Genomic DNA, 16,517 nt, shown 5'->3' with positions numbered 1-16,517 from the left:
GAGATTGAACATGCAAGAGAGAATGGGAAATCCAGCCCTCGTTATCCCGGAAGCCATGCAGGCACTGAATGCCCTCGGCAAACTGCCGGCTACGGCCGGGCTTGCGCCGGGATTCCTGGAGATCATCTATCTGCGCGCCAGCCAGATCAACGGCTGCAGCGTCTGCATCGACGGCCATTGGCGCATTGCCCGCAAACACGGTGAGACCGACGAGCGGCTCTTTGCCGTCGCCGGCTGGCGCGAAGCCCCTTATTACAGCGATGCCGAACGCGCAGCACTGGCGCTGACGGAGGCCGTTACCCGCCTCAGCGACCGCGCCGATCCGGTGCCGGATGAGGTCTGGGAGGAATGCACCCGTCACTACGACGGCAAGAGTCTTGCGGCCCTCGTCATCGCAATTGCCAATATCAATGTCTGGAACCGGCTGAACGTCGCCACCCGGCAGGTTGCAGGTCAATGGAAGCCGTGATCAACGGCTTCCATTCATTCAGATGATACCACCACCGCCGGAGACGGAGGCGGGGCGCTCGGCGGCTACCTTTTTGCGGTAGCCGCTGACGCGGTAGGTGGCGATCGGGTCGGTCGCGCCGCCGGCGCGTCGGCGGGCTTCGGCCAGGATCGGCTCGACATCGGCGCGATAGGCGCGCTTTAGCGTTTCGGACGCCATCAACGCGTCATTGTCCTGCTGATAGCCTTCGAGCGCCTTGCGATCGACGATCAGTGCCTGCGCATAGGCCCGACGGATTTCATTGGCGCTGTTGATCAGGCTTTCGATCGGATCCGTCACATTGTGCGACTGGTCGATCATATGGGCCGGATGGAAATCGTTGACGCCACGGGCTTCGGCATCGACGAGCTCGTTGAAGACGAGGAACAGGCGGTAGGGTTCGATCGAACCGGCGTCGAGGTCATCATCGCCATACTTCGAATCGTTGAAATGGAAGCCGCCGAGCTTGCCGAACTGGATCAGCCGGGCGACGATCATCTCGATATTGGTGTTCGGCGCATGGTGGCCGAGGTCGACAAGGCAGTAGGCCTTGGGACCGAGCGTCTGGGCGATCATATAGTTGCTGCCCCAGTCCTGCACGACCGTCGAATAGAAAGCCGGCTCGTACATCTTGTGCTCGGAGAAGAGCCGCCAATCGTCAGGCAGGGCCTTGTAGATATCCGCCATCGAGGCGAGGTAACGCTCGAAAGCCCTAGTGAAATTGCTCTGGCCGGGAAAGTTCGAACCATCGCCGATCCAGACGGTCAGCGCCTTGGAGCCGATCGCCTTGCCGATCTCGATGCATTCCAGATTATGCTCGATCGCCTGCTGGCGGGTCGCCGCATCCGTGTGGCTGAGCGAGCCATATTTGTAGGTCAGCTTCTGGCCGGGAGCATCCGAGAAAGTGTTGGAATTCATCGCATCGAAGCCGAGGCCAAGCACATCGCCCTTCGCCTTCAACTCCTTCACGTCGGTCTTGTCCCAGGGAATATGCAAGGACACGGTCGGCGTTGCCTGCGTCAGCTGGTTGATTACGGCGCAATCGTCGAGTTTGTCGAAGATGCCGCGGGGTTCACCGGTGCCCGGGAAACGGGCAAAGCGCGTTCCGCCGGTGCCGACACCCCAGGAGGGTACGGCGACAGTGAATTCCGCCACCTTGCGGGTAATTGCTTCGATATCGACGCCGCGGCGCGCAAGCATTGCACCCAGCGCTTCGTAATCGGCCTTCAAGGCCGCGGCACGCTTGTCGTTTTCCGTTGCGACCAGGTCCGGCGCAATCCTGAATTCAGCCACTTAATCCTCCCTAGCCGCGAACCGCAGACCACGGTTCGCGTTCTAACACTTACATGTCTTCAAAACTCAGGAGCCACGATGGACGTCGTCCGCATTCTTCTTGCGATCATCCTGCCGCCCCTTGGCGTATTTCTGCAGGTCGGGCTCGGCCTGCATTTCTGGCTCAATATATTGCTGACGCTCTGCGGCTACGTGCCGGGGATCATCCACGCGATATGGGTGATCCTCCGGAAATAGCTTAGCGCGGGAAGCTCTGAACGTTGCCCGCATCGACATTGATGATGTTAGCGGTCGACTTGGCCGACAGATCGGACGCCAGGAAGTAGACGGCTTCGGCGATGTCTTCCGGGAACACGTTGAGTTTCAGCATGGAACGCTTACGATAATGTTCCTCGAGGTCATCCACTTCGATCTTCGAGGAGGCCGCGCGCTGTTCACGCCATTCGCCGCTCCAGATCTTCGAGCCGCGCAGCACCGCATCCGGATTGACCGTGTTGACGCGGATGCCGGCCTCTGCGCCTTCGAGCGCCAGGCAACGGGCGAGATGGATTTCGGCAGCCTTTGCCGTGCAGTAGGCGGCCGCATTCGGCGAAGCCGCAAGGCCGTTCTTCGACGCAATGAAGACGACGTTGCCACCCAGCGCCTGACGGCGGAACAGACGGAAGGCCTCACGCGAAACGAGGAAATAGCCGGTCGCCAGAATGTCGATGTTGCGGTTCCACGTTGACAATTCGGTCGTTTCGATCGGCGCCGAAGAAGCGATGCCTGCATTCGAAACGAGGATGTCGATGCCGCCGAATTCGACGCAGGATTCGGCGAAGGAGGCGATGACCCCGTCTTCCTTGGTAACGTCGAGCTTCAAAGTACGCACTGCATCGGCGCCGTACTTCTTCACGAATTCGGCTTCGGTCTTTTCAAGTGCTTCCTGGTCGATATCGGCAAGCACCACACAGGCACCCTCGCCGACGAGACGGGCGGCCGTTGCGCGGCCGATGCCGCCGGCGCCACCGGTGACGAAGGCAACTTTGCCTGCCAGGCTCTTCGGCTTCGGCATGCGCTGCAGCTTGGCTTCTTCGAGCAGCCAATATTCGATGTCGAAGGCTTCCTGCTCGGGCAGGCCCTGATATTCCGAGACCGTCGAGGAACCGCGCATCACGTTGATGGCGTTGACGTAGAATTCGCTGGCAATACGCGCCGTCGCCTTGTCACGGGCAAAGGAGAGCATGCCGACGCCCGGCACCAGGAAGATGACCGGATTGGCGTCACGCATAGCCGGCGAGTTGTCATGCTTGCAGGCGTTATAATAGCGGGCATAGTCGGCGCGGTAGTCTTCAAGCGCCTTGTCGAGGCCGGCGATGATAGCATCGACATCGGGCTTTGCCGGATCGAGATCGACGATCAGCGGGCGGATCTTGGTGCGCAAGAAGTGGTCAGGGCAGCTGGTGCCGAGCGCACCGAGCGGGCGCAGATTTTTCGAATTCACGAATTCCAGAACCGCATCCTGATCGTCGAAATGGCCGAGCTTGCGCTCCTGCTTGCCGATACGGCCGCGAATTTCCGGCATCAGCCGGGCGGCGATGGCACGGCGTTCGGCGACCGGCAGGCTTTCAACGACTGCGCCACCGAAGATCGTCTTGCCTTCAGTCTGGCCGGCAAACCATCCGATCGCCTTGTTGATGATATCGAGCGTCAGCTCGTAGCAGGCCTTGGCATCGTTGTCCCAGGTGAAGAGGCCGTGGCTTTCGAGCACGACGCCCTTTGCGTCAGGGTTCGCCTTGACGAAGGCTTCGAGATCGAGGCCGAGCTGGAAGCCCGGACGGCGCCAGGGCAACCAGCCGATCGCATCGCCGAAGACCTGCTTGGTCAATTCCCTGGAGTTCTTGGAGGCGGCGATCGCGATGATGGCGTCCGGATGCATGTGGTCGACATGCGTATAGGGCACGAAGCCGTGCAGCGGCGTATCGATCGAGGCGGCGCGGGCATTCAGGTTGAAGGTGCAATGCGGCAGGAAGCCGACCATGCGGTCCTCGTCCTCGACACCCTTGTAGATGCCCTTCAGCGATTCCAGCTTGTCCTGATAGAGGGTCGCGAACCCGTCGAGCTTGATCGTCCCGACGTCGCCGCCCGAGCCCTTGACCCAGAGCACCTTGACCTTGCTACCATCAAGCGGATCAGTCTCCATGACCTTGGCCGAGGTATTGCCGCCACCATAATTGGTGATGCGCTTGTCGGCGCCGAGGAGATTCGAGCGATAGAGAAGCCTGCCGGGCTCATCGAGGCCCGCCGCATAAGCATCATCCCACCGGTTCTCGAGAAGTCGAACCTTTGCCGCCATGTCATCCTCCCATATAGGCTTGTGTATAGGCCTGCGGGGCGCCGCGATCAGCACGCCCTTTCGCTCACGGTATCGCGCATCAAAATGGCGCTTGTCAATCGAAAACGATCAAATTCGATTATGTTGCATCGCAATATGAAAATTTATGATCGTTTCTGATTGACAGGCTTTAACGGATACGAAATAAATATGACAAGAGGAGGAGCCCAATGCACGAACGCGAACGCCATCGCATTATCTTAAGCGCCGTTCAGGAAAAGTCCGTCGTTACGATTCAGGACATTTCCGAGCTGACGGACGCTTCTGAAGCGACGATCCGGCGCGACATTGCGGCTCTTCACGTGCAGGGCAAGATCCGGCGCGTTCGTGGCGGCGCGGAGGCAGTGCACCCCCCGCAGCTCGGAAATCTTGCGGGCCGTCCCTTCCGGGTTTCAGAATCGGTCAATATCGATAAAAAACGCTCAATCGCGCGCGCAGCCGTCGATCTCTGTGAAGCGGGCGATGCCATCATCATCAATGGCGGCACGACCACCTTCCAGATGGTGCATTACATGGCCGGCCATCGCATGCAGGTCATGACCAATTCCTTCGCCATTGCCGAACATCTGGTGAAGCATTCCAAGAACAGTGTGACGGTGCCGGGCGGCGCGATTTATCGCGAGCAGAGCCTGATCCTGTCGCCCTTCGACAATGACGCGATTCGCAATTTCTATGCGCGGCGCATGTTCATCGGCGCCCAGGGCGTCGGCCCGCTTGGCATCATGGAGGCAGATGCCCTCATCATCCAGAGCGAGCAGAAACTGATGCACCAGGCCGATGAACTCATCGTCATGGTCGATTCAAGCAAATTCAATCGCCGGTCGAGCCTCATTCTTTGCCCGCTCGACCGCGTATCCGTGGTCATCACCGATGACGGTATCTCGGAGGAAGCGGCTCGCATGATCGAGAATGCCGGCGTCCGGCTCGTAGTGGCAAGCCCGGTGGCCCAGGCTGTGAAGGAGGATTCCTCGTCGGTCGCATGAGGCGTCGGCGAGGTGTGGAAGTCTAAATCTTAGTGGGAGGACATGACATGAAACTTGCAAAAACACTTGCAATCGGTGTGGCTTTTGCCGTCGCCATGATGGCTGGCGCCGCAAGCGCCAAGGACATCAAGATCGGCCTCGTCGTAAAGTCGCTTGGCAACGGCTTCTTCGACGCAGCCAACAAGGGTGCCCAGGAAGCGGCCAAGGAACTCGGCGGCGTGGAAGTCATCTACACCGGCCCGACGAGCACGACGGCCGAAGGCCAGATCGAAGTGATCAACTCGCTGATTGCTCAGGGCGTCGATGCCATCGCGATCTCGGCAAATGACCCGGATGCCGTCGTTCCGGCGCTGAAGAAGGCTACCCAGCGCGGTATCAAGGTTATTTCCTGGGACTCCGGCGTTGCCCCTGAAGGCCGCATCCTGCAGCTCAACCCGTCGTCGAACGAGCTGATCGGCAAGATGTGCCTGACGCTCGCCAAGGATCATCTTGATGGCGGCAAGGGTGACTTCGCCATCCTGTCGGCAACGACGACCTCAACGAACCAGAACATCTGGATCGACCAGATGAAGAAGCAGCTCAAGGATTTCCCGGGCCTCAATCTCGTCACCACGGTTTACGGCGACGACCTCTCGGACAAGTCCTATCGTGAAGCCGAAGGCCTGCTGAAGTCCAACCCGAGCGTCAAGGTCATCGTCGCTCCGACGACGGTCGGCGTTCTGGCTGCTTCGAAGGTCGTCGAAGACAAGGGTCTGGTCGGCAAGGTCTACGTGACTGGCCTCGGCCTGCCCTCTGAAATGGCTGGCGCGATCAAGTCCGGCGCGACCAAGGAATTCGCCATCTGGAACCCGATCGACCTCGGCTACTCTGCAACGCAGATCGCCTATCACCTGGCAAAGGGTGATGCCGACGGCAAGCCGGGCAGCGAAATCGAAGCCGGCCGCATGGGCAAGATCAAGATTGGAGACAATGGCGAAGCCGCTATGGCAGACCCCTTTGTCTACAATGCCTCGAACATCGACCAGTTCTCCAAGGTCTTCTGATTTCAGAGATCATGAACGGACACCCGGCGGCTCTGCCGCCGGGCTTCTCTTTCGATGGTGGTAAGCTTGCTGATGACCCCTGCCCTTCAACACCCCGTCTCGGAACCAAAAGCCGATGACGCAACCGCCATTCTGGAAATGCGCGGCATCTCGCAGATTTTTCCGGGCGTGAAGGCGCTCGATAATGTCAGCATCGCGCTCTATCCCGGCAAGGTGACGGCACTGATCGGCGAAAACGGCGCCGGCAAGTCGACACTCGTCAAGATCCTGACCGGCATTTACCGCCCCAATGAGGGCGAGATCATCGTCGACGGCAAATCGGTGCACTTTGCGACAGCACAGGCAGCTATCGATGCGGGTGTGACCGCCATTCACCAGGAAACCGTGCTTTTCGACGAGCTTTCGGTCGCCGAAAATATCTTCCTCGGTCATGCGCCGCGCACGCGCTGGCGCACCATCGACTGGAGCGAGATGAACAGCCGCGCAAGAACGCTGCTGACCTCGCTCGAAAGCAATATTGATCCGACGATTCGCCTTAAAGACCTCTCGATTGCGCAGCGCCATCTGGTGGCGATTGCCCGCGCTTTGTCGATCGAGGCTCGTATCGTCATCATGGACGAACCGACGGCTGCTCTGTCGCGCAAGGAGATCGACGATCTTTTCCGTATCGTCGAGGGCCTGAAAGCAAGCGGCAAGGCCATCCTTTTCATTAGCCATAAGTTCGATGAGCTCTACGAGATCGCGGACAATTACGTCGTGTTCCGCGACGGCCGTGCTGTCGGCCACGGGAAGCTGAAGGAAACGCCGCAGGACGAAATCGTTCGCATGATGGTCGGCCGCGATGTTGAAAACGCCTTCCCGAAGATCGATGTGGCAATCGGCGGCGCAGTGCTCGAAGTCGAAAGATACAGCCACCGCACTGAATTCCGCGATATTTCGCTGACGCTGCGCAAGGGCGAGATCCTTGGTATCTACGGACTGATCGGCGCCGGCCGCTCGGAACTGGCGCAATCGCTTTTCGGCATCACCAAACCGCTCTCCGGCAGGCTGACACTCGAGGGCCGGGAGATTTCCATCAATTCCCCGCATGACGCCATTCGTGCCGGCATCGTCTACGTACCGGAAGAGCGCGGCCGTCACGGCCTGGCGCTGCCGATGCCGATCTATCAGAACATGACGCTGCCGTCGCTGACGCGGACTTCGCGCAAGGGCTTCCTGCAGGCGGCCGAAGAATTCGCGCTCGCCCGCAAATATGCCGAGCGGCTCGATCTGCGTGCCGCGGCCCTTTCCGTGCCGGTTGGTACGCTATCGGGCGGCAACCAGCAGAAGGTCGTCATCGGCAAGTGGCTGGCCACCATGCCCAAGGTCATCATCCTCGATGAGCCAACCAAGGGCATCGATATCGGTTCGAAGGCAGCCGTCCACGGCTTCATCAGCGAACTCGCGGCCGAAGGCCTTTCCATCATCATGATCTCCTCCGAACTGCCCGAAATCATCGGCATGTCGGACCGCGTACTGGTCATGAAGGAGGGCCTGTCCGCAGGGCTCTTCGAGCGCGATCAGCTTTCGCCGGAAGCGCTAGTGCGTGCGGCGACCGGAAATGCATGAGGGGACGAGCATGATGAGACTGATCAGAAAACGCGAAACCCTGCTCTTCGCCATCATCGTGGTGATGATCGCCGTCTTTTCGACGCGCGCAGCCGATTTCGCCACTCCCGACAATCTCGCCGGTATCTTCAACGATACGGCAATCCTTATCATCCTGGCGCTTGCCCAGATGACGGTCATCCTGACGAAATCGATCGATCTTTCGGTCGCAGCCAACCTCGCCTTCACCGGCATGGCGATCGCGATGATGAATGCGGCCTTTCCCGGCCTGCCGCTGATCGTGCTCATCCTTGCGGCGGTCGTCATCGGCGCAGCACTCGGCGCCATCAACGGCTTCCTCGTCTGGCGCCTCGAAATCCCGCCGATCGTCGTCACCCTCGGTACGCTCACCATCTATCGCGGCATGGCCTTCGTGCTGTCTGGCGGCGCCTGGGTCAATGCGCACCAGATGACGCCGATCTTCCTTGCCGTTCCCCGCACGCCGATCCTCGGACTGCCGATCTTAAGCTGGGTGGCGATCATTATCGTTGCGCTGATGTATATGCTGCTGCGTTACAGCCCGTTCGGCCGTTCGGCCTATGCGACCGGTGGCAATCCGACGGCTGCCGTCTATGCCGGTATCGATACGGGCAAGACGAAATTCCTGGCCTTCGTGCTCTCGGGCGCGCTCGCCGGCCTTTCCAGCTATCTCTGGGTATCGCGCTATGCGGTCGCCTATGTCGATATTGCCAACGGTTTCGAGCTCGACAGCGTCGCGGCCTGCGTGATCGGCGGCATCTCGATCGCCGGTGGTGTTGGCTCGGTTGCCGGCACGGTGCTCGGCGCGCTCTTCCTCGGCGTCATCAAGAACGCCCTTCCCGTCATCGGCATTTCGCCCTTCACCCAGATGGCGATCTCCGGAACCGTCATCATCCTCGCTGTCGTCTTCAACGCCCGGCGCGAGCGCAATCGCGGCCGCATCATCCTGCGTGATCGCGCAGCAGCGGAGGTCGCAGCATGAGCATGGTTTCCGCAAATCCGGAAAAGCGCGTCATTCCCGATCGCCTCGGCACGCCCTTCAAACGCGTCATGTCGAGCTGGGAAGTGCTGCTCTTTGGGGTCGCCGTCTTGATCTTCATCTTCAATTCCGTGGCCTCGCCCTACTTCCTCGATGCCTGGAACCTCTCGGACGCGACCTTCAATTTCACCGAAAAGGCGATGATCGCCTTTGCCATGGCGCTGCTCGTCATCGCCGGCGAAATCGACCTGTCGGTTGCAGCCATCATCGCGCTCGCCTCGACAGCAATGGGCGCTGCGGCGCAGATGGGTGTCGGCACGCCAGGCCTCGTGCTGATCGGCATCGGCACCGGGCTTCTCTGCGGCATCTTCAACGGTTTCCTCGTCTCTGTTCTGAAACTGCCGTCGATCGTCGTCACCATCGGCACGATGAGCCTCTTCCGCGGCATTTCCTATATCGTGCTCGGCGACCAGGCCTATGGCAAATACCCGGCGGATTTCGCTTATTTCGGCCAGGGCTACGTCGTCTGGGTCTTCTCCTTCGAATTCGTGCTGTTCATCGTGCTGGCAATTCTCTTTGCGATCCTGCTGCATGCCACGAATTTCGGCCGGCAGGTCTATACGATCGGCAACAATGATTTCGCAGCTCGCTTCTCCGGCATTCCGGTCGAGCGCGTGAAATTCATCCTCTTCCTACTGACCGGCGTGATGAGCGGTGTCGCTGCGGTCTGCCTGACCTCGCGCCTCGGCTCGACCCGCCCGTCGATCGCGCAAGGGTGGGAACTCGAAGTCGTCACCATGGTCGTACTCGGCGGCATCTCGATTCTCGGCGGCTCCGGTACGATCGGCGGCGTCGTCATCGCCGCCTTCGTCATGGGTCTCGTGACTTTCGGTCTTGGCTTGTTGAACGTGCCCGGCATCGTCATGTCGATCTTCATCGGCCTGCTCCTGATCATCACCATCGCGATCCCGATCATCGCCCGCCGCATCAAAGCCATGAGCGCCAAATGACACTGGAAAAACACGCCTTCAAGATGAAGCTCAATCCCGGCATGGAGGCCGAATACAGGAAGCGGCATGACGAGATCTGGCCGGAACTGGTCGATCTGCTGCATCAGTCCGGCGCCAGCGACTATTCCATCCATCTCGACCGCGAGACCAATACGCTTTTCGGCGTGCTGACCCGGCCGAAGGATCACACCATGGCAAGCCTGCCGGACCATCCCGTCATGAAGAAATGGTGGGCGCATATGGCCGATATCATGGCATCCAATCCGGATAATTCGCCAGTCCAGAGCGACCTCGTGACCGTCTTCCATATGCCATGAGCGATTATCGCCGCATCGCCGTTCTCGATATCGGCAAGACAAACGCCAAGGTCGTCGTGCTCGACAGCGCGACGGGGGCCGAAGTTGTCGTCCGCAAACAGCCGAATACAGTCATCCGTGACGGCCTCTATCCACATTACGATATCGAGGCGCTCTGGAGCTTCGCGGTTGCTTCGCTGAAAGCCTTTGCAAGAGAGCCGGGTTTCGACGCGATCTCGATCACCACGCATGGCGCGGCCGCTGCCTTGCTCGGCGCGGATGGCAAGCTGGCGATGCCCGTCATCGACTATGAGCATGAATATCCGGAAGAGATCCGTAACGCCTATGATGCGCTGCGGCCATCTTTTACCGAGACCTTCTCGCCCCGTCTTTCTATGGGCCTGAATATCGGCGCGCAGCTTCACTACCAGAAGACGGCTTTTGCCGAAGAATTCGCCAAGGTCGCCACCATCCTCACCTATGCACAATATTGGTCGGCGCGGCTGACTGGTGTCGCTGCGAACGAGGCAACCTCGCTCGGCTGTCATACGGACCTCTGGAATCCGAAGACAGGCGCATACTCCTCGCTGGTCGATACGCTTGCTGTTCGCGACCGGATGGCGCCGATCCATTCGGCCTTCGATGCACTTGGCCACGTTCTGCCCGATATTGCCGCTGAAATCGGTCTTTCCGTGCCCGTCTATTGCGGCATTCATGATTCAAATGCGTCGCTCCTGCCGCATCTCGTCGGCCGCGAAGCGCCTTTTGCCGTGGTCTCGACCGGCACCTGGGTCATCAATTTCGGTGTCGGGAGTGACCTGGACCATCTCGACGCCAAGCGCGATGCGCTCGCCAATGTGGATGCCTATGGCCGCGCCGTACCCTCTTCCCGCTTCATGGGCGGCCGCGAATTCGAAATTCTCTCGGCCGAGATCGGTCAGGTCGGCGATGCCGAGGCAAAAGCCGCCATCGCTGATGTCGTGGCGAAAGGCATCTTGCTGCTACCGAATGTGGCACCGGGCTCCGGTCCCTTTCCGGGCAAGGTCAGCTGTTGGATCCACGCGGACGGAGCGAGCCGGCAGGAGCGCTATGCCGCAGCCTGCCTCTATCTCGCATTGATGACGGAGGCCTGCCTGGGGCTGATTGGCGCCAAGGGCCCAATCATCGTCGAGGGCCCTTTCGCATTGAACGAGACCTATCTGTCGCTGATTGCTGCAATCACCGGCCGCGATACGATGGCGCTGCCGGGCTCGACCGGCACCAGCCAGGGGGCGGCCCTTCTTGCCGGCATCAAGCCGGTATCCGGTGTGGAAAAACACTTCTCACCCCAGGCAATTCCGGGCCTCTCCGCCTATCGGGAGCGCTGGTACGCCGCGATGGAATAACAGTCTTTCCAAGACTACCCTTGTTCATGTCGGCCGCGCCGCTAGTGTGGCACCTCTCGATTTGATGGAGGAAACAGCATGACTGAATCATTCGACCCGCGCGCACTGGCCGCCAAACTCTACAGCCTGCGCCAGACCGGAAAGCAGGAGCCGACGAGCGCCTTTCCGCTGCCGAGCGACCTGAACCAGGCGATGGAAACCCAGAATGCCCTGAAGGCTGAAGAAGGGGTCAGCAGCAACGCCTGGAAGGTCACGGCCTCGCCCGAGGGCCAGCCGGTCACCGCACCTCTCCATCCCTATGCCGAAGCCGTATCGGGTGCGACCATTGCCTGGTATCCGGGCCTGAAATTCGAAACCGAAATCGCCGTGCGCTTCGGCAAGGATCTTCCTTACCGCAACGACGCACCCTACGGCCGTGCCGAAGTGCTGGAGGCAATTTCCACCGCCTATCTCGGCGCCGAACTGTTGGTCAGCGCGGTCAAGGAAAGCGGGGCTGTCTCCTTCCTCCTCTTCCTCGCGGATCGTCTCGGCAATAGCGGCTACGTGCTCGGCCCCTCCATTGCAAAGAGCTTCATCGACACGGCCGCAAGCACGCCGCTGAAGGTCACCCAGGGCAGCAGGACGATCTATGACGGTCTTGCCAAGCATCCGAAGGGCGACGTCGTGACCTGGCTGGTCGACTATGCCAACGACCCGCTGCGCCCGGAAGATTCCCTGAAATCCGGCGCGCTCGTCACGACCGGCACGCTCAGCGGCGCCGTCGAACTCACCGAACCCGGCGAGATCGACATACGCTTCGGCGCCAGCGCACGACTGACCTTCTCCGTCATCTGATACCGGCATTTCTGCCCGCATAAACTGGGTGATTGTCATCCCGCTCCGCCTCCTGTATTAAACTTGAGTATATTACGAAGGTTTATTTCGGCCATCGGGCCGGAGGCGGAAGTGGAAATGACATTTCAACCGCGCATGCAAAACAGAATTCACGGCTTTTCCGTCACGAAGGGCGTCAATCGCCGGGTGTGGAACGGCATCGTGGCGGATGTCTGGGATGTGGACTGCGCTCCCCATTCCGGTGGCTATTACGTATCGCGCGACCCGCGGCTTTTCATCCTCCTTGAAAAGCGCGGGCCGGGCAATTCGCGGGTAAAGCTCTCGCCACGCGCCCACGGCACGGTGCAGGACACCGAAAAGCGGCCGATCTCCTACGTGCCAGCCGACATGGAAGTCTGGGCCGATCTGGTGGATGTGCATTCGCTGCGCCATCTCGACATCCATTTCGATGTCGAGACCATCAGCCGAAGGCTCGGCGACGATCTCGATCCGCAGCGCCTTGCCAATGCCCAGCTCCTGTTTTCCGACGAGCGCCTTTTGTCGCTCGCCCAGTTGATCGCCGCCGAATGCATTAATCCGCAACCGCTGCATGATCTCTACGGCGACGGCCTGTCGCTCTCGCTCATCATCGATGTGCTGAAGCTCACCAAGGTGCAGCCGCGCAAGCGCAGCAAGCTTGCCGGCTGGCAATTGCGCCGCGCCACCGATTTCATCGAGGAAAATTGCCTGCGCAATATCCGCCTGGAAGAGCTGGCATCCGTCGCCGGCCTGTCGCAATCGCATTTCAGCCACGCCTTCAAGGCATCGACTGGCGTTGCACCCCATCAATATCAGACCAATGTCCGCCTCGACCGCGCAAAACACCTGCTGGTGCGCGGTGAATACCCCCTGACAACCATCGCTGTGGAAACCGGCTTTGCCGATCAGGCCCATTTCACCCGTGTCTTCCGCAAGAATTTGGGAACCACGCCGGCGAACTGGAAAAAGGCGCAGATTGCGTAATTGCAACACATCAGAGCATTTGCGTGCAGCGCGGAAAATTGCCCAAGAACGTTCAATTTCCACCCGATCGCGACAATCCGCCCGATTAAATTTGAGTTAACACTCGACTTATTCAAGGCCATACCGCGGCAGGAAAAGCCGCGGCACGAGTGGGGTAATCTATGCGAGCGCAGACCAAGGGGCTCACCTTCAGGGCATATCTACTGGCAGGAACGGCTGTCACCAGCATCATGGCGGCATCCTCCGCTCTTGCTCAGGACGCCAGCCCGACGCAACTGGCGCCGATCGTCCTCCAGGGCGGCAGCGATAGCGCCACCGCTCCGGTCAAAGGCTATGTCGCGAAGAATTCGTCTGCCGGCTCCAAGAGCGATACGCCGATCAACGAAATTCCGCAGTCGGTCTCCGTCATCGGCAAGCAGGAAATGGACGATCGCGGCATCACCAACAAGGTCGATGAAGCACTGCTCTATACGCCCGGCGTCATCGCCCAGCCCTATGGCAACGACCCCGATACCGACTGGTTCTACATTCGCGGCTTCAACGCCACACAGACCGGCGTCTTCTTCGACAACCTCACCCTCTTCAGCTACGGCTTCGGCGGCTTCCAGATCGATCCCTTCATGCTGGAGCGTGTCGATGTTCTAAAAGGCCCCGCCTCGGTTCTCTATGGCGGCGCCAACCCGGGCGGCATCATCAATCTCGTGCGCAAGCGCCCGCTCGACGAGCCGCTCTATTACACCGATATCGGCATCAACAGTAATGGCAACGCCTTTACGGGATTTGACATCTCCGACAAGGCCGGCTCTAGCGATACGATGACCTACCGCATCACCGGCAAGGTTGCAGGCGGCGATAATTATTCGGATTTCTCGCATGATTTCCGTGGCTTCATTATGCCGCAACTGGAAATCGCGCCTGATGATGCGACACGCTTCACGGTCTGGGGCTATCTCGGCGGCCTCGACCAGGTCCATACCGGCAACGGCTTCTTCCCCTATGTCGGTACGGTCAAGGACGCACCCTTCGGCAAGATCCCACGCGATGCCTTCTATGGCGAACCCGACATCGACGACGGCAGCTATGTCCAGAAGATGATCGGTTATGAGTTCCAGCACGAGTTCGACAACGGCATCAAGTTCTCGCAGAACCTGCGTTACGGCCGCCTCGACAAGCACGAGATCGGTCCATACCTCAACGGCTGGGTTGGCGGCGTGCCGACTGGCCCAGACTATCTGCTTGGCCGCATCGGTTTCGAAGGCCGTTCCGGCGTCGATTCCTTCGGCATAGACAACCGGCTGGAAGGCGAAGCCGAATTTGGCGGCGCTACGCACAACATGCTCGTCGGCCTCGATTACAAATATTACAACCTCGATAATCTGCAGAAATGGCCGACATGGCCGATCTCTGCAACACCGATCAGCGCCACCGATCCGATCTACGGTCTACCGCAGCCCGCCAACAGCACACAGATCGACCAGGTCGTCACGCAAAGGCAGCTCGGCATTTATGGGCAGGACCAGATCCACTTCGGCGACGGCTGGTTGCTGACGCTCAACGGCCGCTATGACTATGTCGACACCGATTCCGATGCGATCGTCGGAACGACCTACAATTCCGACGACAGTGCCGTCAGCGGACGTGTCGGCCTGGCCTACGAATTCGACAACGGCCTGACGCCTTATGTCAGCGCCGCGACCTTCTTCAATCCGTTGATCGGCACAGGCGTATCAGGTGCGCTGAAGCCAGAGGAAGGCCAGCAGTTCGAAGGCGGCATCAAGTATGATCCGACCTTCATCGACGGCACGCTCACGGCCTCGGTCTTCCACATCACCAAGCGCAACAACACGGTCACCAACCCTGCGACCTTCGCCCAGAGCCAACTTGGCGAAGTCGTTTCGCGCGGTGCCGAACTGGAAGGCAAGGTCAACCTCACCGACAACTGGAAGGTCCTCGCTTCGCTTGCCTATACAGATATGGAAGTGACGGAAAACGACGCCAATCCCACTCTTGTCGGCAAGTCGCCCTATATCGTGCCGAAGGTGACCGCCTCGCTCTGGGTCGACTACACGGTCACGACAGGCGCCATGGAAGGCCTGAGCTTCGGTGCGGGCGTCCGTCACCAGGGAACGTCCTGGGCTGATGAAGCCAATACCGAAAAAGTGCCGGCTGCCACTCTCGTCGATGCGGCGATCCGCTATGAGAAGGAAAACTGGGGCGCCTCTCTCAACGTCGCCAATCTCTTCGATAAGGAATATGTCGAAAGCTGCGGCGGCCTGACGGTCTGCGGTTACGGCGATGCGCGCACGGTCACTTTCAAGCTCAGCAAGAAATGGTAAGTTGACAAATAGAGTTTAGTTTTTCAGGAAGCTGCGATAAAGAGGGCTCGGCCCTCCCGAACCTTTTGCAGCCAAGCCGGAGTTTCCTCGTGTCCACGTCCTTCCTGAGCCTTTCCGGAATAGACTATGCCATCGGCGCCAGAACAATCCTCAACGGCATCGATCTGACGCTCGAAGCCGGCCGCATCTACGGCCTCGTCGGCCCCAACGGTTCCGGCAAAAGCACACTCCTCAAGACCATCGCCCGGCAGATTGCCCCGAAGAATGGTTCGATCTCCTTCGACGGCAAGGCGGCGGCTGACTGGGGCAGCCGCGCCTTTGCCCGCCATGTCGCCTATATGCCGCAATTCACGCCGGGGACCGACGGCATGACCGTGCGTGAACTCGTGGCGCTCGGCCGTTTTCCCTGGCACGGCACGCTCGGCCGCTTCAGCGCAGCGGATCGCGAGATGGTCGAGGAAGCGATCGTTCGCACCGAGCTTGAAGATTTTGCCGACCGCCTGGTCGCCAGCATGTCCGGTGGCGAGCGCCAGCGCGCCTGGATCGCGATGATGCTTGCCCAGAACGCCCGCTGCCTGCTGCTCGACGAACCCACGTCGGCGCTAGACCTCGCCCATCAGGCGAGCGTGCTGTCGCTGGTGCAGGAACTCAGCCACGAGCGCGGGCTCACAGTCATCATCGTGCTGCATGACATCAATCTTGCTGCGCGCTATTGCGACGCGATCATCGCACTCAACCACGGCAAGATCACCGCCGAAGGCACGCCGGCCGAGATCATGCAGGCCGACAAACTGCAGTCGATCTTCGGTGTCGGCATGGGTGTCTTCCCGCATCCGGTTCGCAACGAGCCGGTCAGCTATCTGTTGTAG

General features: G+C 59.9%; 15 protein-coding genes. 13 read left to right on the top strand and 2 right to left on the bottom strand.

Features of this window, described 5'->3' with window-relative positions; all coding sequences use genetic code 11:
- Positions 1–10: 10 nt before the first annotated feature.
- Entirely contained in the window at positions 11–469 is a 459-nt protein-coding gene (locus tag J2X71_RS13435) for a carboxymuconolactone decarboxylase family protein (RefSeq protein ID WP_310382560.1), read from the top strand.
- Between the two features lie 18 nt (positions 470–487).
- Here the strand turns inward: J2X71_RS13435 and rhaI are convergent, their stop codons facing one another.
- Positions 488–1,780 carry an L-rhamnose catabolism isomerase gene (gene rhaI / locus J2X71_RS13430; RefSeq protein WP_310382559.1) on the bottom strand — a complete coding sequence of 431 codons (1,293 nt, stop codon included), beginning with the start codon at positions 1,778–1,780 and terminating at the stop codon, positions 488–490.
- A 78-nt stretch (positions 1,781–1,858) separates the two neighbouring features.
- Between rhaI and J2X71_RS13425 the strand changes: the two genes are divergently transcribed.
- On the top strand, positions 1,859–2,017 hold the full coding sequence (locus J2X71_RS13425; protein WP_310382558.1) for a YqaE/Pmp3 family membrane protein: 159 nt from the start codon (positions 1,859–1,861) through the stop codon (positions 2,015–2,017).
- Between the two features lies 1 nt (position 2,018).
- On the opposite strand, the gene J2X71_RS13420 is transcribed toward J2X71_RS13425, so the two are convergent.
- Positions 2,019–4,115: a bifunctional rhamnulose-1-phosphate aldolase/short-chain dehydrogenase gene (locus tag J2X71_RS13420; protein ID WP_310382557.1), complete on the bottom strand. Its 2,097-nt coding sequence runs from the start codon at positions 4,113–4,115 to the stop codon at positions 2,019–2,021.
- A 209-nt stretch (positions 4,116–4,324) separates the two neighbouring features.
- On the opposite strand from J2X71_RS13420, the gene J2X71_RS13415 reads away from it, so the two are divergent.
- From J2X71_RS13415 to J2X71_RS13365, 11 genes are all read left to right on the top strand, one after another.
- On the top strand, positions 4,325–5,137 hold the full coding sequence (locus J2X71_RS13415; protein WP_025669053.1) for a DeoR/GlpR family DNA-binding transcription regulator: 813 nt from the start codon (positions 4,325–4,327) through the stop codon (positions 5,135–5,137).
- Between the two features lie 47 nt (positions 5,138–5,184).
- Positions 5,185–6,180: a rhamnose ABC transporter substrate-binding protein gene (rhaS, locus tag J2X71_RS13410; RefSeq protein WP_310382556.1), complete on the top strand. Its 996-nt coding sequence runs from the start codon at positions 5,185–5,187 to the stop codon at positions 6,178–6,180.
- Positions 6,181–6,252: 72 nt separating this feature from the next.
- Entirely contained in the window at positions 6,253–7,788 is a 1,536-nt protein-coding gene (locus J2X71_RS13405) for a sugar ABC transporter ATP-binding protein (RefSeq protein ID WP_310382555.1), read from the top strand.
- A gap of 10 nt (positions 7,789–7,798) precedes the next feature.
- Positions 7,799–8,788 carry an ABC transporter permease gene (locus J2X71_RS13400; protein ID WP_310382554.1) on the top strand — a complete coding sequence of 330 codons (990 nt, stop codon included), beginning with the start codon at positions 7,799–7,801 and terminating at the stop codon, positions 8,786–8,788.
- A complete protein-coding gene (locus J2X71_RS13395; protein ID WP_113321440.1) occupies positions 8,785–9,795 on the top strand; it encodes an ABC transporter permease in 1,011 nt (336 codons plus the stop codon). The genes J2X71_RS13400 and J2X71_RS13395 overlap by 4 nt, the downstream gene beginning before the upstream one ends.
- Positions 9,792–10,112: an L-rhamnose mutarotase gene (gene rhaM / locus J2X71_RS13390; RefSeq protein WP_113321441.1), complete on the top strand. Its 321-nt coding sequence runs from the start codon at positions 9,792–9,794 to the stop codon at positions 10,110–10,112. Before J2X71_RS13395 ends, rhaM begins: the two co-directional genes overlap by 4 nt.
- The gene (locus J2X71_RS13385) at positions 10,109–11,476 is read left to right on the top strand and encodes an FGGY family carbohydrate kinase (protein ID WP_310382553.1); all 1,368 of its coding nucleotides are present in this window, start codon (positions 10,109–10,111) and stop codon (positions 11,474–11,476) included. Before rhaM ends, J2X71_RS13385 begins: the two co-directional genes overlap by 4 nt.
- A gap of 78 nt (positions 11,477–11,554) precedes the next feature.
- Positions 11,555–12,310 (top strand): fumarylacetoacetate hydrolase family protein, encoded by a 756-nt coding sequence (locus J2X71_RS13380; protein ID WP_310382552.1) that lies wholly within the window; start codon positions 11,555–11,557, stop codon positions 12,308–12,310.
- Positions 12,311–12,427: 117 nt separating this feature from the next.
- Positions 12,428–13,312, top strand: coding sequence for an AraC family transcriptional regulator (locus tag J2X71_RS13375; RefSeq protein WP_310382551.1), 885 nt, complete (start codon positions 12,428–12,430; stop codon positions 13,310–13,312).
- Between the two features lie 161 nt (positions 13,313–13,473).
- Positions 13,474–15,648 (top strand): TonB-dependent siderophore receptor, encoded by a 2,175-nt coding sequence (locus J2X71_RS13370; RefSeq protein ID WP_310382550.1) that lies wholly within the window; start codon positions 13,474–13,476, stop codon positions 15,646–15,648.
- An 89-nt stretch (positions 15,649–15,737) separates the two neighbouring features.
- Positions 15,738–16,517: an ATP-binding cassette domain-containing protein gene (locus J2X71_RS13365; RefSeq protein WP_310382549.1), complete on the top strand. Its 780-nt coding sequence runs from the start codon at positions 15,738–15,740 to the stop codon at positions 16,515–16,517.

The organism is Rhizobium sp. 1399, from assembly GCF_031455475.1.
Taxonomy (GTDB): Bacteria; Pseudomonadota; Alphaproteobacteria; order Rhizobiales; family Rhizobiaceae; genus Rhizobium.
This window is presented reverse-complemented; position numbering and strand designations above follow the sequence as displayed.